The organism is Brucella sp. IR068 (genome assembly GCF_049065885.1).
Taxonomy (GTDB): domain Bacteria; phylum Pseudomonadota; class Alphaproteobacteria; order Rhizobiales; family Rhizobiaceae; genus Brucella; species Brucella intermedia.
The window spans coordinates 132,530-151,603 of record NZ_JBAKHE010000002.1 but is presented as its reverse complement, the minus strand read 5'-3'; the positions used below and the strand labels follow the sequence as shown (position 1 = coordinate 151,603).

The following is a 19,074-nucleotide window of genomic DNA, read 5'->3' as shown; positions in this document are numbered from 1 at the left end:
AACCGGAAAACCCCAAAACCGGCTCCAAACAGCCTTCATTCGGTCTCAATCCATCACAAAATGGTGATCAGGCATTATCGAAAGGAAGGACAAATGTCTAAGAGTGAACTGCAACCCCGCCAAGACCGACTGGTTGACAAATACCGCGAGATCGGGCCTGCCGTGCTTGTTGCAGCATTGCTGAACGCAACGCGGCGCAGCAGCGACGGTCGCAACGACAATCGCCGGCGTTCTATTCTCGCCGTCAAGAAGACAGGCTGAGAAAGCTGGTCCGGTTCAGCGCCCGGAGCGCCCTTAAGTGAGGCGCCCGGAGTTGGTGGATGCGTAATAAACGGCGCCAGTCCGGAAAGACTGGCGAATGCTGTCAGAACATCGAAAGCTGCCCGTCATTGCCGTTATCGGAATCGGGCTTGCTCTTTCGCTTTGGCACTGCACGCTCCAAAGCTAGCTGTTCCTCTACGCGATCCTGCAAATCGGGCGTCGTGTTGGCCACCTTGTTGACCCTGTCCGACACGGGAATGGCTTCAAAGAAATCATCCTGAGTCGGGCGCATTATATCCGCCACTTCACGCGGCAGGAACCGCTTGCAGTCCAGCCAGCGGGCAAAATCCTCGGGCTGCACGACAACGGGCATCCTCTCATGGATCGGTCGCAGCAGGCCGTTTGCGCTCGTGGTCAATATGCCTCCGGTATCGATCTGCGATCCGTCCGCACTGCTCCACGTCTCGACCAGGCCCCCAAAAGCCACCATACCGCCCCCGCGCGGGCGCACCCAATAGGCTTGCGCCTTGTTCTTTCCCTCGCGACGCCATTCGTAGAAACCCGATGCCGGGATCAAAACGCGCCGGTGGTTCAGGGCTGCGCGAAACGAATTCTTCTCCGCAGCGGTCTCGGAGCGGATATTGAACATGAGCGGCCAGTCGTTCGGGTCCTTGACCCAGGACGGAACAAATCCCCAACGCACCAGCAACCCGACGCGATCCGGCCTGTTGCTGCCCGGGGGCGGCGTTTCCCCGCCCAGAATTGTCAATATGGGCTGCGTTGGCGCGATATTATATCGTGGAGGAAAATCCTCTGCGATCAATGCGGCCGCGAAGGCTTCCAGCTCTTCCCGGCTTGCAGTCAATGAAAAACGTCCACACATAGTGGGCATGTTCAAGCTTTTTGGTAAGCGGTCAAGGGGCGCTTTGCCATTGCCAACCAGTGTCTGCACGATCATAGCTAGGGCATGATGAAAACAGTTCCCGTATTTCCGATTCCCGCCAAGGTTCATGGTGTGTCGCTGATCTGCCGGCGCGAAGGGCGCTTCCTGCTGGTCGAGCGCGGGAAAGAACCGTGGAAAGGCTGGCTCGCCTTTCCGGGTGGCAGTATCGAAGCAGGCGAAACGCCGGAACAAGCGGCAATTCGTGAACTGAAGGAAGAAACCGCGCTCGATGCAAAGGCCCTGTCGCATGTCATAACCGTGGATCTGGCGCTTGAGGGCAAGGCCTATGCCAGGAGCTATTACCTGTCCGTCTTCCGCGCCCTGCACGTGTCGGGCCGGGAGATAGCGGGGGACGACGCCGCTTCCATCCACTGGCTGACGATAGAAGAAATGGCCGTCGCGAAGGTGACGGACAGCACGCTCGATGTCGCCCGGTCGGTGGCGGAGACAGAAGACAAATGTCCGGATATTAATCCTGTTTAGCGATCTGCCTTGAAGCGGCCCCTATTTGTGGCAATAGCTCATTTCAGGTGAGAGGTTTCGATTGAAGAGCATTCCGTTTTTTCGACCGGCTGCCTGCTTCTCGATTGCTTTGTGGGTCGGGGCGGCATTTCCGGCCTTCGCTCAGGACGCGCCCTATGAAGGGAAGATGTTGCGGCTCGCCGAAATTCTCGGTTCGCTTCATTACCTGCGCAATCTGTGCGGCGAAGCCGGCAGTGAATGGCGCGATCGGATGGATGCGATAGTGACGGCGGAAAAGCCTTCCGAAGCCGAACGGGTGCGGCTCGTTTCAAGCTTCAACCACGGCTATCGCGTGTTCAGCGACAATTATACCCGCTGCACACCCTCGGCGCTTGCGGCGATAGATCGCTACATGAAGGAAGGCGGGGACTTGTCGAACGAGATCATCTCACGCTATGGAAATTAACCAATCATTCACTCTTGTGCGGATTGACAGGATTAGTTCATTCAAATCCGTGATAATCTGTTAACACTGTCTTAAGAAGGCAGTCACGTTGCCAGGTGGTTGAGCTCCCGCAAAACGGTGAGACACCGACAGCGCAACAGAAAGGCGAAAGCCAGGATGAAGTCTATGGAACATGCACCGGCCGATCTGGACGAAATGATTGCGCGCGAGAAAAAGCTCGTCGCAATCGAATATCATAACGAGGCCTGGGCAGACGGTATCTCTGAAGGTATCGAACCGGAAATCCTTGCTGAAGCGGCCTTTACGACCGCGCTTACCGAATTGATCCGCGAAGCCGGTGACGACTGTGCACTGGAGTTGATCGAGAAAATGCGTGAACAGATCGTGGCGGGAACCTTCCTGCCGCAGCGCGTTCTTCAGTAAACATTCCATATAACGCCGGTCGCGGGACCAGACCGGCGCAGCGGTTCCCTCCGGCGTCCCCCATTCCAGCGCCAAATGTCATTCTCGATCAGGAACTCCGCCTCGCCCCGAAATCTACTGGCAGGGATATTCCTTGCCTGCGGCATTGCCTTGCCCGCGGCGGCGGCAAACGCATTCGACGTCGCGCTGGCGGATCAGTCGGATTTCCTGCAACGTCCCGGCGCCCGCGTTGCGGCGGATGAAGACGACAACCCTTCCCCCATTCCCTTGCCCGGCGCGCTTCCCCGCGCTGTGCCGAGAATTTCACCGGACAACGCACCTGCCCCGGCAGCATCCGCGAAGCCCATGCCGGAAATCCACCGCGACTTCGACAAGCTACCTGAGCCTGTCAGGCTGATGCGCAAGCGCATGTTGCAAGCCGCCCGTTCCGGCGACATAGAGCAATTGCGTCCGCTTCTCGGTATCGAGGACAAGGCTACACAACTGTCGCTGGAAGACCACGAGGAAGATGTCATCGATTTCCTCAAATCGCTTTCGGGCGACGAGGCAGGCCGCGAGGTGCTGGCGATCATTGTCGATCTGCTGGATACGGGCTATGTGCACCTGAATGCAGGCAAGGACGACGAGGTCTATGTCTGGCCCTATTTCTACGCCATGCCGCTCGACAGGCTGACGCCGCCGCAGATCGTCGAGCTGTTCGAAATCGTCACCGCAGGCGATTTCGAGGACATGAAGAAGGCGGGCGGCTACATCTTCTACAGTATCGGCATCGGACCGGACGGGAGCTGGCGCTTTTTCACCGCTGGCGAATAATCAGACCGCAAGGCGGACCCGGCTCGGCGGCTCGTTGTAGATGCGCTGCCAGACCCGGCGAAATTGCCGCGCGGAGGCAAAGCCAGCCCTTGTCGCCACATTCTCGATATCGAGTTCGGAATTCAGAAGCATCTCGCGTGCGAGGCTGATCTTGAGCCTGTTGACGTAATCCGTCACCGTCATTCCGGCATATTCATTGAACAGGCGCGAGAAGTTGCGCGGGCTTGCCCCGCCGATATGCGCCAGCCGCTCCACAGACCAGTCCGCCACCGGATCATCGGCGATGGCATCCTGTGCGCGGTGCACGACGGGGTTCATGTGATTTCGCCCCTCAAGCCAGGGCGATAGCTGCGGATCACTGCCGCTGCGGCGCAGATAGACGACCAGATAACGCGCGACCGCCAGCGCCGTGGCGTGATCGGCAAGCCCCGCAACGATGTGCAGCATCAGATCGATCCCGGCGGTGATGCCGGCGCTCGTCAGCCGCTCGCCGTCTTCCACGAAGAGCCTGTTTTCCTGCACCCGCGCGGCGGGCGCCAGCCTCTCAAGCTCGCCGATCGTCAGGTGGTGGGTGGTGCATGAGTAGCCGTCGAGAAGTCCCGCACGCGCTGCAAGCAGCGCGCCGGAACAGATCGTCACCAGCCGCACGCCGGGACGAACCGTCCGCCGAAGCCATACAACAATGTCTTTTTCCAGCGCGGCATCGGTAGACCGGTCAGTCTCCGCATTTCCGAGCGGCACATCGGCTGCACCCGAAACAATGACCAGCGCGCCATCCGGCAGCGCCTGCGGCAACGGTTCCACGCCCGCGACCGACAGGCCGATGGAACTGATCGCAGTCGGTGCGGGCCCGACATAATGAACGTCGAACCGCACCTTGTTCTGTTCAAGATTTGCCTTGCGCAGAACCTCAAGCGGTCCCGCCACGTCGAGCAGAAGCACGCGTGGCGGGATGACGACATAAACCGGGATCAGCCGGGCAATGTCCGCGTGGTCACTCATGCCGCCTTCCGTTCTCCGGGCGCGGCCAGCGCCTGTTCCACGGTTACGATACGGGCAAAGCGATTGGCCAACACAAGTTCGGTACGAGCCTTGATTTCCGCAGCGCTCCATTCCCGGCCAGTTGCGTCCGTCATCGGGAAGGTCAACGTCGCTTCGCTCACGAAATCGACCTGATATCCAAAATCCGATGCCTGCCGCGTGGTTGTCTCGCAGCACTGTTCTGTACGAATGCCGGAAACCAGCACGCGGCGGATGCCATTGGCAACCAGCCAGACGTCGAGCCCGCTTCCGACCAGCGCGCTGTGGCGACGCTTGCGGAAAACCGCATCGGGTTCAATGGATAGCGGCGAAATCGGCTTCACCAGACCCGAGGCTTCTGAGAACGGGCCTTCATTCTCGACATGAAAAATCTGGACCACCGGAATGCCGGCACGCTTCGCGCCGTCTATAAGCGCCTGCTGGCGTTCAATATAGGCACCCACCTCTTCGTCCCGGTAATAAGGCCGATGGCGGAATGACTCCTGAGCGTCGATAACCAGCAGGGCTGTATCGTGAGCGGACATTTTCGTTCTCCCTATGAAAAGACTATAGGGAGAAAATACGCCTTGCAACCCGGACCGAAAGCCACCTTGCGGACAAAGAGCGGACAGATCACGCCAACGCGCGGGGCCCGCAGCCCTCGGCCAGAGCCGGAGCATATTTCACGGGGGTGAACTCGGTAACATCATAAGTCGCCAGCCCGTACTGCCTGAAAGGATCCAGGTTCAGTATCGCTTCCAGCTCGTTTCTGCTGATCTTGCCGCTTGCGAGGATCACGCCGCCGTCGCGTGGATTTTTCGGTCCGGAAGCGAGAAAAATACCCTCCGCATACTGCCGGTTCAGAAAATCCCGATGCGCCTCGAGATGCCTCTCGATCTCTTCGAGAGGCTTGCTGTAAGTCAGGTTGACAACGAACACGAGACGACCTTCAGCGATGCGGCAGCGCTTCGAGGAACTCCACCGGCTCGCCCTTGCTGGCGTTCACGATTTCCGCTTCCCACATCACCTTGATCCCGCGCACGAAAGTGCCTACCGGCCATCCGGTGACGGTCTTGCCGTGATAGGGCGTCCAGCCAGCTTTCGAACCGGCCTGTTCATGCGTGATCGTTTCGCGGCGCTTCATGTCCACGATGGTCAGGTCTGCATCGTAGCCGATCGCGATGCGCCCCTTGCGGGCCATGCCGAAAATACGGTTCGGGCCATGGCTGGAAAGCTCGACGAAGCGCTCCAGTGTCAGCCTGCCCGCATTGATGTGATCGAGCATGATCGGCACCAGCGTCTGCACGCCCGTCATGCCGGACGGGGAAGCCGGATAGGGCTTCTGCTTTTCTTCCAGCGTATGCGGAGCATGGTCTGAACCGAGCACATCGACAATACCCTGATCGATCCCTTTCCACACGCCATCGCGGTGGCGCTTGTCGCGAACGGGCGGGTTCATCTGAATGAGATTGCCGAGCGTCTTGTAGTCATCGGCCGACAAGGTGAGATGATGCGGTGTTGCTTCGCACGTCGCGACATCCTTATGATCTTTCAGGAAGTCGATTTCCTCGGCAGTCGAGATATGCAGCACATGGATGCGTGCGCCAGTGTCGCGTGCGATGCGCACAAGGCGTTCCGTGCACTGAAGCGCTGCAATTTCATCACGCCAGACCGGATGGCTCGACGGATCGCCCTCTACGCGCAGACCCTTGCGCTCCTCCAACCGGAACTCGTCCTCGGAGTGAAAAGCCGCACGACGGCGCGTGTTCTTGAGGATAGAGCGAACGCCGTCGTCATCCTCGACCAGCAGATCGCCGGTGGACGACCCCATGAAAACCTTGATGCCGGCAGCACCCGGCAGGCGTTCCAGTTCGGCAACGTCCTTCGCATTATCGCGCGTGCCACCAACCCAGAAGGCAAAATCGCAGTGCATGCGATGGCGGCCACGTCTCACCTTGTCTTCCAGCGTCTCGGCGGAAGTGGTGAGGGGCTTGGTGTTCGGCATCTCGAAGACAGAGGTCACGCCACCCAGCACGGCGGCAAGGGAACCGGTTTCGAGATCTTCCTTATGCTCAAGGCCCGGCTCGCGGAAATGCACCTGACTGTCGACCACACCGGGCAGGATATGCAGGCCGGTGCAATCGATCACCTCACCCGCCGCATGGGTGGAAAGGGAGCCTATGGCAGCAATGCGACCATTCCGAATCCCGATGTCTCGCTGGCCTATACCGTCGTGGTTGACGATGGTTGCACCCTTCAAAATCGTATCGAATGTTTCGGCCATGGTTGTCTCCTGCCAGATTGATGGGACTTGCGAGCCTGTCCATTGGGGCTTACGTAACGAGGGCGCGAAAGGCAAGGACGAAGCGATGACGACGGCAGCTGAAACGGTAAATCTTTCCAACAGGGCGTTGGTTCATATCACGGGCGAGGAAGCGGAAAAATTCCTGCAGGCGGTGATCACCACCGATCTCGACAAACTCGGACCGGACGACCTGAAACCCGGAGCATTGCTCATTCCACAAGGGAAAATCCTGTTCGATTTTCTCGTTTCACGCATCGATGGCGGCTTGCGCTTCGATCTTCCGGCAAGCGTTGCCGCCGATTTCATCAAGCGGATCACCCTCTACAGGCTGCGCGCGAAAGCCGAGATAACCCAGCAGCCAGAATCACTTGTCAGCGTTTCCTGGCAAGGTGATTCACCGCCTTCACAAGATGATTCAATCAAGCGCGACAGCCGCTTTCCGGCTGAACTGAATGTCCGCCGGATTTATGGCCGCGCAGATGGCACGACCGACCAGAGCGCGTGGACAAAGCTGCGGGCGGAACATGGCATAGCGGAAGGTGAAACGGATTTCGCTTACAATGACGTCTTCCCGCATGACGTCAATTTCGACCAGACGGGCGGCGTCTCCTTTCCGAAAGGCTGTTTCATCGGACAGGAAGTCGTTTCCCGGATGCAGCATCGCGGCACGGCCAGACGGCGCGTTCTGGTGGCACGTTCCGAAGTCCCTCTTCCGCCAATGGGCACACCGATTACTGTGGACGGGCGCGAGATCGGCACGATGGGAAGTTCGGCCGATATGGTCGGCATCGCACTTGTGCGCATTGATCGCGTCAAGGATGCAATGGATGCCGGCAGCACCGTTCTGGCGGGCGAGACGCCCGTAACGCTCACCTTGCCGCCGCATGTGCGGTTCGGGTTTCCGGAAGCCGAAGCAGGTAACGCCTGATGGCAAGCGCCGACCGATCTTCCGGCAAGACGCGCGCCTGGCAACGCATGTTGTCGGGGCGGCGCCTTGACCTGCTAGACCCGTCGCCGCTCGATGTCGAGATAGAGGATATAGCCCATGGTCTCGCCCGCGTGGCGCGGTGGAACGGGCAGACTGTCGGTGAACACGCATTTTCCGTTGCCCAGCATTCGCTGCTGGTGAACCAGATATTCACCCGACTGGTGCCTGACGCCAGCATCGAGTGGCAGCTACTCTCGCTTCTGCACGACGCGCCGGAATATGTGATCGGCGACATGATTTCACCCTTCAAGGCGGTGATGGGCGGCAACTACAAGATGATCGAAACGCGGCTGGAAAACGCCATTCACCTGCGTTTTTCTCTACCCATAACCGTTCCCGCCCAACTCAAGACGCTCATCAAGCGCGCCGATCAGGTCGCAGCCTTCTTTGAGGCCACGCGGCTCGCAGGTTTCACCGAGGCGGAAGCCGTCAAATATTTCGGCCGTCCGCGCGGTTTCGATCCGGCAGGGCTGGACATAACACCCCGCCCCACACAGGAGGTGCAGACGGATTTCCTCGCACGGTTTGCGGCACTGGAAGAAGCACGGCAGAACCGATGAGTCTGATCGTCGTGACGCCCTTGTCGCAACTGGCGGCGCAACTCGCATTGCACCGGCCAAGCCATGTCGTGACGCTGGGAAGCGAGGCCCCGGCAGCCTTGCCTGATGGCCATGATGCCAACCGTCTCACGCTGACATTCAACGATATTGTTGAACCGCGCGAGGGACTGGTTGCCCCCGATGAAAGCCATGTGCGTGCGCTTCTCGACTTCGCAAAGGTCTGGCCCATGGATGCGCCGTTGCTCATCCACTGTTATGCTGGTATTTCCCGTTCCACGGCGGCGGCTTACATCGCAGCTTCCGCTTTGAACCCGGAACTGGGTGAAAACGAGCTTGCCGCGATTATTCGCAGCCTCTCTCCTTCCGCGACGCCAAATATCCGGCTGGTGGCGCTCGCAGACGAAATTTTGGGGCGTCAGGGGCGGATGGTTGCAGCCATACGCGCGATCGGGCGCGGAGCAGATGCCTTTGAAGGCGAGGTTTTCAGCCTGCCTGTAAATCCACCAGATTCATAAAGTTACTAGTGGTCTTTTTGATTCCGGCATTTGCTCAGCGCTCATATTCGAGGGATGCAAATGTCGGAATCAGGCGACTAGAGCGGTTCCTGTTCTAACAGAATCGCCGGAACCGCTCTAACTATTTGTTTTATCGCATTATCCAACGCAAAGCCGTTTCACACTTTTGCTGGAAATGCTCTAGGCATTGATCGCCCGACCGAGGGCGTTCAGGAACCCGCCCCGCGCATCGGGTGGCGTTATCGCCCGTGGTTCCCAGACGTGCCGCATCAGAAAATAGCCTGTCATCGTAAAGGCATGGTCTATGTCGTCATAGGATGCTGCGCGAACGGCAGTATTGTTGACGAAACCCGGCAAAAGCAGGAGCTTGTCGGCCCAAGGCGCACCCACTTCGCGGCAGACCGCACGCCCCGATTTTGGCGAGACATAGATCAGGTCTTCCTTGACGCCGGTCGCGGCGCATTCCTTCAGATCTAGGCCGAAGCCCAGCTCTTCCAGCATCATAACTTCAAAGCGCAATACCAGTTCGCCTGACGCAAGCGGATCGTCGAAATGTTCGATGATGAGCCGAAGCGTCTCATAAAGACCGCGATGCGGGTCGCGCTCGGGCAAAAGACGCAGGTGTGAAGCCGCAAGCTGGATGCCGTAAAGCGCCACTGGCGTTTCGATGAGGCGGGCGGCAGCAAACTCCAGCGGTTCGATGGTAAAGCTGCCCATATGCTCATCCAGCCGCGCCCACCATGTCACATCCACATGATTGCCCGGTTGCAGCAGAGGCTGCATGCGGCGGGAACGCCCGCCGCGCACCATTCCCATATGGCGGCCATGCTCACGGGTCATCACTTCCACGATGGCGCTTGTCTCGCCATGGCGTCGTGTCCCGAGAATTATGCCTTCATCGCGCCATTCCATGGTCACCAGTGTTATAATCTAGGTTGGGAAATCAAGACCCATCTCGCGATAGCGTTCCGGGTCGTTACCCCAGTTCTCACGCACTTTTACGAAAAGGAAGAGATGAACCGTCTGTTCCAGTATTTCGGAGATTTCCTTGCGTGCGGATTGTCCGATCGCCTTGATCGTCTCGCCCTTGTGACCGAGCACGATCTTCTTCTGGCTCTCGCGCTCGACATAGATGACCTGCTCGATGCGAACGGAACCGTCCTTGCGTTCTTCCCAGCGCTCCGTTTCCACGGTCGACGCATAGGGAAGTTCCTCGTGCAGGCGCAGGTAAAGCTTTTCGCGGGTGATCTCGGCTGCGAGCTGGCGCATCGGCATGTCGGAGATCTGGTCTTCCGGATAGTACCATGGACCATTCGGAACATTGTCGGCCAGATATTTCGCCAGATCCTTGCAGCCGGAGCCGTTCAAGGCCGAGACCATGAAAGTCTGGTCGAATGCGACAAGCTCGTTGGCCTTGCGGGCGAGATCCAGCAGAACCGGCGGATCGACGCGATCTACCTTGTTGAGCACCAGAACCTTCTTCTGGCGCACATCCTTCATGCTCGAAAGCAGCGCTTCGGCATTCTCGTTCAAGCCGCCTTGCGAATCGAGAAGGACCAGAATGATGTCGGCATCCTTGGCGCCGCCCCAGGCCGTGGTGACCATGGCGCGGTCGAGCCTGCGCTTCGGGCGGAAAATCCCCGGCGTGTCCACCAGAACGATCTGCGCCGGACCTTCGATGAATATGCCGCGCACGAGCGCGCGTGTGGTCTGCACCTTATGCGTGACGATAGAAACCTTTGTTCCCACAAGCTGATTGACCAGTGTGGATTTCCCCGCATTCGGCGCCCCTATCAACGCCACGAAGCCGGAACGGGTTTGTCCTGCTTCGTTTTCGCCGTCAGCCGGCGTCGTCCGATTATTCATTGTTTATCCTTCCAGACGATATTTCCTTGCGGAACGCCGCCGTCCTCCAGCGCACGACGTCCCAGATACGACAAAACTGCTCGTGAAAGCGGCATTATCCGTATCAGACCATTATAACCGATCACGATTTAAAATTTGCCAATTCTTGCATCAAGCCGGATTGTCACGCTTCCAGACGCCTTCACGATAAAGCATCGCTTCCGCCGCGTGCTGCTCGGCTATCCGTTTTGAACGGCCCTCGCCCGTTTCCGCAGCAAAGCCCTTGACCGTCACCTCTACCATGAACAGCGGATCATGGTCCGGGCCGGTGCGGCTGATGATCGAATAGGCAGGGTGGACATTGCCCTGCTGATGCGCCCATTCCTGCAATTCCGTCTTGGCGTCGCGGCGGGCGGCCCCGGTTTGCAAAGACCGTTTCTTCCAGAAGCGCTTGACGAAGGGACGCACGGCGTCCAGTCCGCCATCCAGATAGATCGTGGCGATCAGCGCCTCCACGACATCGGCGCGCACGTTCAAAAGGCGTTTGTCATTCAATGATTTTATATCGGAACCCGTATGGATGAGATCGGCAAGCCCGATCTCGTCGGCAATCGCCGCACAGGTTTCCGCGTTCACCAGCGCATTGAGACGAACCGACAATTCGCCTTCGGACGCTTCCGGAAACTCGTCGTACAGCATTTCCGCGACCGTCAGTCCCAGAACGCGGTCGCCGAGAAATTCGAGACGTTCATAATTTGCCCGCGAGGGCGCTTGCACACTTGAGTGGGTGAGCGCACGATCCAGCCGCTTCACGTTGAGAAAACGGTGTCCAGTGCGCTCTTCCAGAATTGCTGCTGCCTGATTTGCCGAAGCCATTTCAATTTCCGGTTACGGCTGTATGCGGTGTGCCTGCAACTGAACTGAACAGTCGGCCAAAGCGTACTTCAGTCGGCCATTTCCAGATTTCAAGCGGGCTCGCCTTGTCGGCGATGGAGAAGAAGATGATGTTCGCGCGTCCGACAAGATTTTCAAACGGCACGTAGCCAACGCTGAAGCGGCTGTCGAGCGAGTTGTCGCGGTTGTCGCCCATCATGAAGAAATGACCGGCGGGAACTTCAAAGACGCGCGTATCGTCACCGATGGAATTCGGTGCGAGATCAAGCGTATCATAGGTCACGCCTTCCGGCAGGGTTTCCCGATAGACATCGACCGGACGGTTCTGCTCGGTCACATCGGGATTATCGATCGCGCCGATCCGCTCGCGCTTGACCGCCTGATCGTTGATATAGAGCACGCCGCCGCGCATCTGCACGCGGTCGCCCGGCAGGCCGATCACGCGCTTGATATAATCGACCGATGGGTCGCTTGGCAGCTTGAACACCACCACGTCGCCGCGCTTCGGCTCCGCGCTCCAGATACGGCCCGAAAACAGGTCCAGTCCGAACGGAAGCGAATAGCGCGAATAGCCATAGGCATATTTCGACACGAACAGATAATCGCCTTCCAGAAGCGTTGGGCGCATCGAGCCGGACGGTATGCTGAAAGGCTGGAAAAGAAGGGTGCGGATGACCAGTGCCAGCAGCAGCGCCTGCACGATAACGCTGATGGTTTCGCCAAGGCCGCCGGATTTTTTTGTCTCACTCTTGCTGGACACGCTCATTGTATCTCCGCTTCCGATAACGCGATCTAATAACGACTATGAATGGATGACGCAATCACGCCGCCCGCAGAACGCGGGTTTATCGCACGATTATGAGCAGGAGTTATCTGCCACAATCACAATTATTCCGTCTCAGGCAGGGCTTCGATGATAACGAAGGCCTGAGCGAGAGGAAAATCATCGGTAATTGTCAGATGTATGGCGGCGCGCGTTCCAGCGGGCAAGAGTTTTTGCAACTGTTTCGCCGCACCGCCGGTTAGATGCATCGTGGGCTTTCCGGAAGGAGCGTTGACCACGCCCATGTCGCGCCAGAACACGCCCTGGGCTATTCCGGTTCCCAGCGCCTTGGCGCAGGCTTCCTTCGCCGCGAAACGCTTCGCATAAGATGCGGCGCGCTGCTTGCGTCCATCCGATTTCTTCTGCTCGACCTCTGTAAAGACCCGGTTGCGGAAACGGTCGCCATGCCGTTCAAGCGCACTTTCGACACGGCGAATATCGATGAGGTCGCTGCCAATCCCGACAATCATACTTTCTGGGGCTCCTGTGCGCGGTGCAGGCGGTGCTTTTCCGCAAGACGTTCGATACGGCGGCGACGGAAAGCCGAAACCGCAAACCGGGTGACAAAATAGACCACGACGGCGAATGCAGCACCCAGAATGGTGGAACCGAACAGCATGGGCTTCAGGAGCGGGGTCCAGATTTCATCGAAACGCATGGTTTCCAGGGCCCGCCCCAGATGGATCGGCGGCGCATCATCGATGCTTCCATTCATGATGAAGCGGCCAAGCTCGAACGTGCTCCCCCAGATGAACGGCAGCGTCAGGGGGTTGGCAAGTGTCGTGCCAAGGGCCGCAGCCGCGATATTTCCGGCAAGGACATAAGCCAGCACGATTGTGATGATGAGATGGAAGCCGAAGAAGGGCGTAAAGGCCGAGAACACGCCGACTGCCAGGCCGGCGGCCACGGCATGGGGCGAGGCAGTGATGCGCAGAATCCGCTTGCCACCGTACCGGAGGGAACGGGAGAAGGAGCGGCGCGGCCAGACCAGAAGCCTCAGGCGCTCTTTTCTGGTCGGGGGATTACGGCGTTGAAAAAGCATGTGGCCCTATTAATGCGCTCCAATCGCAGAGACAATTGTTATTATTCCGCCGCGACGCTATCGCTGCGTTCAAACGGAACAGTATCCAGCCGCGGCAGATAGAACCGCGGCGAAACTCCGAGCATCCTGCGGAACATCGTCGTGAAAGCGGAAACGCTGTCATATCCCAGATCCAGCGCCACGCTCGTCACCGCTTCCCCTTCCGTGAGGCGTGGGACCGCAGCGAAGAGGCATGCCTGCTGGCGCCAGACCGAAAGGCTTACGCCGGTTTCCCGCTGGAAATGCCGGGTGAACGAGCGTCGGCTCATCGCCATTCTGTCCGCCCAGTCGTCAATTGTGGCGCGTGAAGAAGGCTTTTTCACGAATTCCCGGCATAGTTTCTGCAAGCGCGGATCGGATGGAAAAGGCAGCCCCAACGAGCGCTGCGGCAATGTGTGAAGGTCCCGCAATATAAGCTCGATCACTAGAGCATCGCGACTGTCCGGTTCCGGCGTGCTGTCCTGCGCCGTTGCATCGGTTATGAGGCACCGCATCAGGTCGGTCAGCCCGACCACATGAAGATAATCCGGCACGCCGGACACGGCATCGACGCAGATATAGATCGACCGCATGAAGACTTCGCCGAGGATTTCGACCGAATGCTCCACACCCGCCGGTATCCACATGGCGTGATCGCTCGGGATCATCCAGCGTCCAGCGTCGGTCGTCACCAGCACCACCCCCTGGGAAGCGCAAAGAAGCTGCGCCCGGCTGTGACGGTGGCGCGGCACGAAATAGCCATCGGGATAGCGCGTCGGCAGGGCAATCACTGGCCCGCTCATGCCTTCCAGCATGGCAATGCGCTGCTCGTGGAACTTCTGCAGTTCCTCGCTTCCCGGAAGCAGCAGGCCCGGCGGCGACTTCGGTTTCATTGCAGCTCTGCCCCTTGTTTGGCCCACTCTCGAAACTATTGGACCAAATCACGAAAGCGGGCGAGAGGCAATAGTCCTATTAATAGCGTGCTGAGAATGGGTCGCGACATTCGCTGGCGGAATGAATTTGACGTTTGAGCAGGACACGTGCCTGTTCAGACATCAAATTCGCAAATTTTCGCTGGTTTCTCATCAAAGCCCCGCAATTTCCTTGAGGTCTCGTTTCCAGCTGTCAGATAGTATCGGCAGGAAATACACCAGAAGACTGACTTCCATCTTCGGAGTAGCAGTATGAGCATGAGTGCTGCACAGCAGCCATCAAACAGCGGCGCGGACAATACTGTCCTCGCCATTATTCTGGCCACTAGCATGGGCCACTTCCTGAACGACATGATGCAGTCGCTCCTTCCGGCCATCTATCCGATGCTGAAGGACAATTACAGCCTGTCATTCTGGCAGATCGGACTTCTGACGTTCACCTTCCAGATGACGGCATCGATCCTGCAGCCACTGGTGGGTATCTACACAGACCGCAAGCCGATGCCTTATTCCCTGCCCTTCGGCATGGGTTGCACGCTTGTCGGCCTCGTCTTTCTGGCGACCGCGCATCATTATTCGATCCTGCTTCTGGGTGCGGCCTTCGTCGGCTTCGGCTCATCTGTTTTCCATCCCGAAGCGGCCCGTGTCGCACGTCTCGCCTCGGGTGGACGACATGGCTTTGCGCAGTCCCTGTTCCAGGTGGGCGGTAATTTCGGCTCGTCGATCGGCCCTCTTCTGGCAGCGTTCATCGTTCTGCCGTTCGGCCAGATCAGCGTGTCCTGGTTCTCCGTTGCCGCGCTGATCGGCATGATGCTGCTCTGGTATGTGAGCAACTGGTACAATCGCTACCGGATTGCCAATGCCAGCAAGGCAAAGCCGGACAAGACCCTTCCGCTGCCGCGCAACAAGGTTCTCGTCTCGATTGGCGTTCTGGCGATGCTGGTCTTCACCAAGTACATCTACATGGCCAGCCTGACGAGCTATTACACCTTCTACACCATCAGCCACTTCGGCGTGTCGGTGCAGTCATCGCAGTTGCTTCTGTTCCTATTCCTCGGCGCGGTTGCCGCAGGAACGATCATCGGCGGCCCCATCGGTGACAAGATCGGTGCGCGCAAGGTGATCTGGGCATCGATCCTCGGCGTCCTGCCGTTCACGCTTGCCCTGCCCTATGCCAACCTCGAAATGACGGCTGTCCTGACGGTCATCATCGGCCTGATCCTCGCCTCGGCCTTCCCGGCCATCGTGGTATTCGCACAGGAATTGCTGCCGGGACGCGTCGGCATGGTGTCGGGCCTGTTCTTCGGCTTCGCATTCGGCATGGCCGGTATTGCAGCCGCCGTCCTCGGCGTCGTGGCTGACCAGAAGGGCATCGAGTATGTTTACAACATCTGCTCGTATCTGCCCCTGCTTGGGTTGCTGACGATTTTCCTGCCAAAGCTCGAAAAGAACCGCAAAGCCTGACCCTTAAACGCACAGCCCGAAAGCCCTCCGGCTTCCGGGCTGTGCTCTAAAATAGTGGAGCACCGCACGTCCCCCAACGGCGGTGCTCCCATGCCACTGACCTTTTGACGGCCCGGTGCAGCAGCATTCTTTTGATAGAGCTTCTTTCGCTCTACCTCTTTGTTCCAGCGCAAGTTCAGACGGCAAAACTGAAGCCGTGCATCGTCTCCCTGCGAAATTCATCAAAAGCAGCAGCAACCAGACGGATCAGCGGCTTGCCGTCGCTTGTCGCGCTGATGACCCCGCCACGGATTTCCACCAATCCGTCCGCGACCAGAGGGCGCAACAGGGCCATTTCGTCGGAAAACTCCACGCCCGGCGCCGTCATGTTCAGATCGACCCGGAAATTGCACATCAACGCTGTGATGATACCGGCGCGGATACGGTCGCTTTCGCGCATGGCATAGCCGCGAACCGTTGCAAGTTCACCCGCTTGGACGCGTTTTGAATATTGCGTCACGTCCGAGATATTCTGGGCATAGCCGCCGGGGAACTGCGAAATCGATGACGGACCCAGGCCGATCAAAGTCTGGCAGCGATCATCCGTATAGCCCTGGAAATTGCGGTGCAGCGTGCCGTTGCGCGCGGCAACGGCCAAACTGTCGTCCGGCAATGCATAATGGTCGATCCCCACAGGTTCATAACCGAAACCGATGAAGCTTTCCGCGACGACGCGCGCCTGCGCGAAGCGTTCATCGGCATCCGGCAGGAGGCTCGCATCGATGAGGCGCTGATTGGCGCGGCGCTGCGGAAGATGCGCATAGCCGTAGCAGGCAACGCGATCAGGCTTGAGCGCGGCAACCTTTTCGCAGGTCTCGCGCAATGTCTCCACCGTCTGCAACGGCAGGCCATAGATGAGATCGAAGTTGAGCCGATCGATACCGACTTCGCGCAGAAGGCTCGCGGCCTTGGCAACCGTCTCTATCGGCTGGATGCGACCGATGGCTTTCTGAACCTCGGCGTCGATATCCTGCACGCCGAGGCTGGCGCGATTGACGCCCATGAGCGAAAGCGTACGGGCGAGCTGTGGCGTGACGGTGCGCGGATCAAGCTCGATGGCATGTTCCATCTCGGGCGAAAAGTCGAACGCCACGCGCAGTGCAGCCAGAATGCTGGTAAACTGGCGCGGGTTCAAGATCGAGGGCGTCCCCCCGCCCCAATGAAGATGGACGACGTTCGGCCGCGCGGTCAAGCTCTTGCTGACGGTCTCGATTTCGCTCAGCAGAGCGGTACAGAAATTCTCGACCACATCGTTGCGGACAGCCATTTTTGCGTGGCAACCGCAGTAATGGCACAACTGCCGACAATAAGGCACATGGATGTAAAGGGAGACACTTTCCTCCGGCCCGATCTGGCGCAGCCAGCGATGCGTCGTCTCGACACCTACCGGTATGAAATCCGCAGCCGTTGGAAAGGATGTATATCTGGGAACCGCCAACGCCGCGTAGCGTCTTATCGCTTCTTCATGCATAGCGCGTCCACCTTAAGCGTTGGGCGCTCCGGCGAAGCCCGTCCGGGGATACGCACACCCGAACCGGGGCGACATTCTGCGGGGCAAGACGGCATGATGCGGCAAGGAAGCCCGCATGCATGACAGCCGATATTGCAATTCCCAGCCACAACAGCACCTGTTTTCCCCATTCTGAACGGCGCGACCCTCAAGGCCGCGTCAACTTCCATGGTCAGGAATAGGCTGTTCCGCCGGACTCCGCATTGATTTGAATCAACGCAAATAGGCCCGGCGATGGCTCGAAATCAGAGTATTTTCTCAGAAATTTTGCTGGAAAGCCCTAAAGGCTCTCCGGGTCCATTCCCGCAACAGCCGCCAGCGACCGGCGGGACAGGATTTCCACCGTATTGGCGTCTATCAACTGAATCAGGCCCTGGGTTTTCAGCTTTGTGAAGCTGCGGCTGACGGTTTCGATCGTCAAGCCTAGATAGTCGGCAATGTCGGTACGGTTCATCGAAAGATGAACGGGGTTGGGCTTCTCACCGCGCTTTTCCGCACGGGCGGAAAGAACCAGTAGGAAGCTCGCGAGCTTTTCCACCGGCGCAAGGCGACCGAGAACCAGTTGGTTGTCGCGCGCCGTGCGAAGTGCGGCCCGCGTCATCTGATGCAGGCGCTCCTTCAGCCTGGGAAAACGCTCCATCAGGTCGTCCATTTCCCTGGTGGAAAAGGCGCACAGGACCGATGGCACCACAGCCTCGACCGACTGGGAGTAAGTCTCGTCGTCAGCCAGACCGAGATAATCGCCGGGGAACAGGAAACCCGCAATCTGCCGACGCCCATCGGGAAGCGACGTATAGATGCGCAGCATACCGGAAGTCAGGCTGAAGACACGACGCTTCGGCTCGCCCTCCTCCACCAGCTGCTCATTGGCATCAAGCCGCTTGGAGGTCATGATTGCTTCCAGAGCGCCGAGATCCCCATCGTCCAGCGCAGCACAAACCGCCATCCGCCGAACATCGCAATCCACGCATACCCCACATGGCGCACGATAAGGCGACCTGGGATCGAATATGATAGGCGCTACACTCACGATGGAATCCTGTTTACGGGGCCGGAAGGGTGTCTTCGCGACACCCCCTAAATAGGTAACTAGAACGCGTCCCGCAAAGCGGAATTTCGCCGCAGGGGTGTATCCTCCCCTGCAGCGTGTGGAAAGCCGTCGGCTGGCCTGCTTAAATGTTGCGGCTACCGGGCTTCACAGCCGGTATTGCAGCAAGCTCCGGCGGCAATTTATCCGCGGGATAGGCTGGAACTTCATATTCGGCGAGCGAAATCAACCTCGTGCCGACATCGGCCTTTCCCGCCGAGCGGTCGACGATGCAGGCCGCAGCCACGACTTCGATACCGAGGTTCTTCATGCAGTCGATGGTTTCGCGAATGGAAAGCCCTGTCGTGACGATATCTTCCACGATGACGACGCGCGCGCCTTTCGGCACATCGAAACGCCGCAGGCGGAACACCCCGTTCTCGCGCTCCACCCAGACCGACGGGACGCGCAGATGACGCGAGGTCTCATAGGAAGGAATCAGGCCGCCAATCGCCGGGCCGACCACGTAATCGATGGCCCCGAGATTGGCCGCCTCGATTTTTGCCGCCAGTGCCTTGCAGAGCTTTTCCGTCTTGTCGGCGTGCATGAAAACGCGCGCCTTTTGAAGAAAAACGGGGCTGCGCAGGCCTGATGTGAGAATAAAGTGGCCTTCAAGGATCGCTCCCGCTTCGCGGAAGACGGCAAGCACATCTTCGGTGTTCAT

At 58.7% G+C, this 19,074-nt stretch carries 24 protein-coding genes; 9 read left to right on the top strand and 15 right to left on the bottom strand.

Annotated elements, in window-relative coordinates; translation table 11 throughout:
- The first annotated feature begins 93 nt into the window (after positions 1–93).
- The gene (locus ACOWVS_RS03640) at positions 94–261 is read left to right on the top strand and encodes a hypothetical protein (RefSeq protein ID WP_010661656.1); all 168 of its coding nucleotides are present in this window, start codon (positions 94–96) and stop codon (positions 259–261) included.
- Positions 262–364: 103 nt separating this feature from the next.
- On the opposite strand, the gene ACOWVS_RS03635 is transcribed toward ACOWVS_RS03640, so the two are convergent.
- Complete coding sequence (locus ACOWVS_RS03635) at positions 365–1,144, bottom strand: SOS response-associated peptidase (RefSeq protein WP_075041689.1); 780 nt, start codon at positions 1,142–1,144, stop codon at positions 365–367.
- A gap of 87 nt (positions 1,145–1,231) precedes the next feature.
- Here ACOWVS_RS03635 and ACOWVS_RS03630 point away from each other — a divergent pair, with 87 nt between their 5' ends.
- The 4 genes from ACOWVS_RS03630 to ACOWVS_RS03615 all read left to right on the top strand — a co-directional run bounded on the left by ACOWVS_RS03630 (position 1,232) and on the right by ACOWVS_RS03615 (position 3,368).
- Positions 1,232–1,687 carry an NUDIX hydrolase gene (locus ACOWVS_RS03630; protein ID WP_036565537.1) on the top strand — a complete coding sequence of 152 codons (456 nt, stop codon included), beginning with the start codon at positions 1,232–1,234 and terminating at the stop codon, positions 1,685–1,687.
- Positions 1,688–1,757: 70 nt separating this feature from the next.
- A complete protein-coding gene (locus ACOWVS_RS03625; RefSeq protein WP_374846156.1) occupies positions 1,758–2,132 on the top strand; it encodes a TIGR02301 family protein in 375 nt (124 codons plus the stop codon).
- Between the two features lie 165 nt (positions 2,133–2,297).
- Positions 2,298–2,555 (top strand): hypothetical protein, encoded by a 258-nt coding sequence (locus ACOWVS_RS03620; protein WP_022568172.1) that lies wholly within the window; start codon positions 2,298–2,300, stop codon positions 2,553–2,555.
- Positions 2,556–2,630: 75 nt separating this feature from the next.
- Complete coding sequence (locus ACOWVS_RS03615; protein ID WP_006466400.1) at positions 2,631–3,368, top strand: hypothetical protein; 738 nt, start codon at positions 2,631–2,633, stop codon at positions 3,366–3,368.
- Here the strand turns inward: ACOWVS_RS03615 and ACOWVS_RS03610 are convergent, their stop codons facing one another.
- The 4 genes from ACOWVS_RS03610 to ACOWVS_RS03595 form a co-directional block, all read right to left on the bottom strand.
- On the bottom strand, positions 3,369–4,370 hold the full coding sequence (locus ACOWVS_RS03610; RefSeq protein ID WP_006466399.1) for a GlxA family transcriptional regulator: 1,002 nt from the start codon (positions 4,368–4,370) through the stop codon (positions 3,369–3,371). It abuts the gene before it with no gap.
- Entirely contained in the window at positions 4,367–4,933 is a 567-nt protein-coding gene (locus ACOWVS_RS03605) for an isochorismatase family protein (protein ID WP_025091309.1), read from the bottom strand. The genes ACOWVS_RS03610 and ACOWVS_RS03605 overlap by 4 nt, the downstream gene beginning before the upstream one ends.
- Before the next feature lie 88 nt (positions 4,934–5,021).
- On the bottom strand, positions 5,022–5,327 hold the full coding sequence (locus tag ACOWVS_RS03600; protein WP_006466397.1) for a YciI family protein: 306 nt from the start codon (positions 5,325–5,327) through the stop codon (positions 5,022–5,024).
- Positions 5,328–5,337: 10 nt separating this feature from the next.
- Positions 5,338–6,672, bottom strand: a complete 1,335-nt coding sequence (locus ACOWVS_RS03595; protein WP_075041632.1) for a dihydroorotase — start codon at positions 6,670–6,672, stop codon at positions 5,338–5,340.
- Between the two features lie 85 nt (positions 6,673–6,757).
- Between ACOWVS_RS03595 and ACOWVS_RS03590 the strand changes: the two genes are divergently transcribed.
- The 3 genes from ACOWVS_RS03590 to ACOWVS_RS03580 are packed head-to-tail and all read left to right on the top strand — an operon-like array spanning position 6,758 to position 8,756.
- The gene (locus ACOWVS_RS03590; protein WP_039852454.1) at positions 6,758–7,621 is read left to right on the top strand and encodes a YgfZ/GcvT domain-containing protein; all 864 of its coding nucleotides are present in this window, start codon (positions 6,758–6,760) and stop codon (positions 7,619–7,621) included.
- Positions 7,621–8,241, top strand: coding sequence for a YfbR-like 5'-deoxynucleotidase (locus tag ACOWVS_RS03585; RefSeq protein WP_006466393.1), 621 nt, complete (start codon positions 7,621–7,623; stop codon positions 8,239–8,241). The genes ACOWVS_RS03590 and ACOWVS_RS03585 overlap by 1 nt, the downstream gene beginning before the upstream one ends.
- Positions 8,238–8,756: a tyrosine phosphatase family protein gene (locus tag ACOWVS_RS03580; RefSeq protein WP_006466392.1), complete on the top strand. Its 519-nt coding sequence runs from the start codon at positions 8,238–8,240 to the stop codon at positions 8,754–8,756. The genes ACOWVS_RS03585 and ACOWVS_RS03580 overlap by 4 nt, the downstream gene beginning before the upstream one ends.
- Before the next feature lie 180 nt (positions 8,757–8,936).
- On the opposite strand, the gene recO is transcribed toward ACOWVS_RS03580, so the two are convergent.
- From recO to ACOWVS_RS03545, 7 genes are all read right to left on the bottom strand, one after another.
- The gene (gene recO, locus ACOWVS_RS03575) at positions 8,937–9,668 is read right to left on the bottom strand and encodes a DNA repair protein RecO (protein WP_006472327.1); all 732 of its coding nucleotides are present in this window, start codon (positions 9,666–9,668) and stop codon (positions 8,937–8,939) included.
- An 18-nt stretch (positions 9,669–9,686) separates the two neighbouring features.
- A complete protein-coding gene (era, locus tag ACOWVS_RS03570) occupies positions 9,687–10,622 on the bottom strand; it encodes a GTPase Era (RefSeq protein WP_006466390.1) in 936 nt (311 codons plus the stop codon).
- A 150-nt stretch (positions 10,623–10,772) separates the two neighbouring features.
- Positions 10,773–11,477, bottom strand: coding sequence for a ribonuclease III (rnc, locus tag ACOWVS_RS03565; RefSeq protein ID WP_006466389.1), 705 nt, complete (start codon positions 11,475–11,477; stop codon positions 10,773–10,775).
- 1 nt (position 11,478) lies between these two features.
- Positions 11,479–12,261, bottom strand: coding sequence for a signal peptidase I (lepB, locus tag ACOWVS_RS03560; RefSeq protein ID WP_075041630.1), 783 nt, complete (start codon positions 12,259–12,261; stop codon positions 11,479–11,481).
- Positions 12,262–12,383: 122 nt separating this feature from the next.
- Complete coding sequence (acpS, locus tag ACOWVS_RS03555) at positions 12,384–12,788, bottom strand: holo-ACP synthase (RefSeq protein ID WP_006466387.1); 405 nt, start codon at positions 12,786–12,788, stop codon at positions 12,384–12,386.
- Positions 12,785–13,360, bottom strand: a complete 576-nt coding sequence (gene bspA / locus ACOWVS_RS03550) for a type IV secretion system effector BspA (RefSeq protein WP_075041629.1) — start codon at positions 13,358–13,360, stop codon at positions 12,785–12,787. Before bspA ends, acpS begins: the two co-directional genes overlap by 4 nt.
- 41 nt (positions 13,361–13,401) lie before the next feature.
- On the bottom strand, positions 13,402–14,271 hold the full coding sequence (locus ACOWVS_RS03545) for an AraC family transcriptional regulator (RefSeq protein WP_006472322.1): 870 nt from the start codon (positions 14,269–14,271) through the stop codon (positions 13,402–13,404).
- A gap of 291 nt (positions 14,272–14,562) precedes the next feature.
- On the opposite strand from ACOWVS_RS03545, the gene ACOWVS_RS03540 reads away from it, so the two are divergent.
- Entirely contained in the window at positions 14,563–15,774 is a 1,212-nt protein-coding gene (locus ACOWVS_RS03540; protein WP_006466384.1) for an MFS transporter, read from the top strand.
- 175 nt (positions 15,775–15,949) lie between these two features.
- Here the strand turns inward: ACOWVS_RS03540 and hemN are convergent, their stop codons facing one another.
- The 3 genes from hemN to pyrE form a co-directional block, all read right to left on the bottom strand.
- Entirely contained in the window at positions 15,950–17,284 is a 1,335-nt protein-coding gene (gene hemN, locus ACOWVS_RS03535; RefSeq protein ID WP_006466383.1) for an oxygen-independent coproporphyrinogen III oxidase, read from the bottom strand.
- Between the two features lie 319 nt (positions 17,285–17,603).
- Complete coding sequence (locus ACOWVS_RS03530; protein WP_210268934.1) at positions 17,604–18,269, bottom strand: helix-turn-helix domain-containing protein; 666 nt, start codon at positions 18,267–18,269, stop codon at positions 17,604–17,606.
- A gap of 226 nt (positions 18,270–18,495) precedes the next feature.
- Entirely contained in the window at positions 18,496–19,074 is a 579-nt protein-coding gene (gene pyrE / locus ACOWVS_RS03525) for an orotate phosphoribosyltransferase (RefSeq protein ID WP_006466381.1), read from the bottom strand.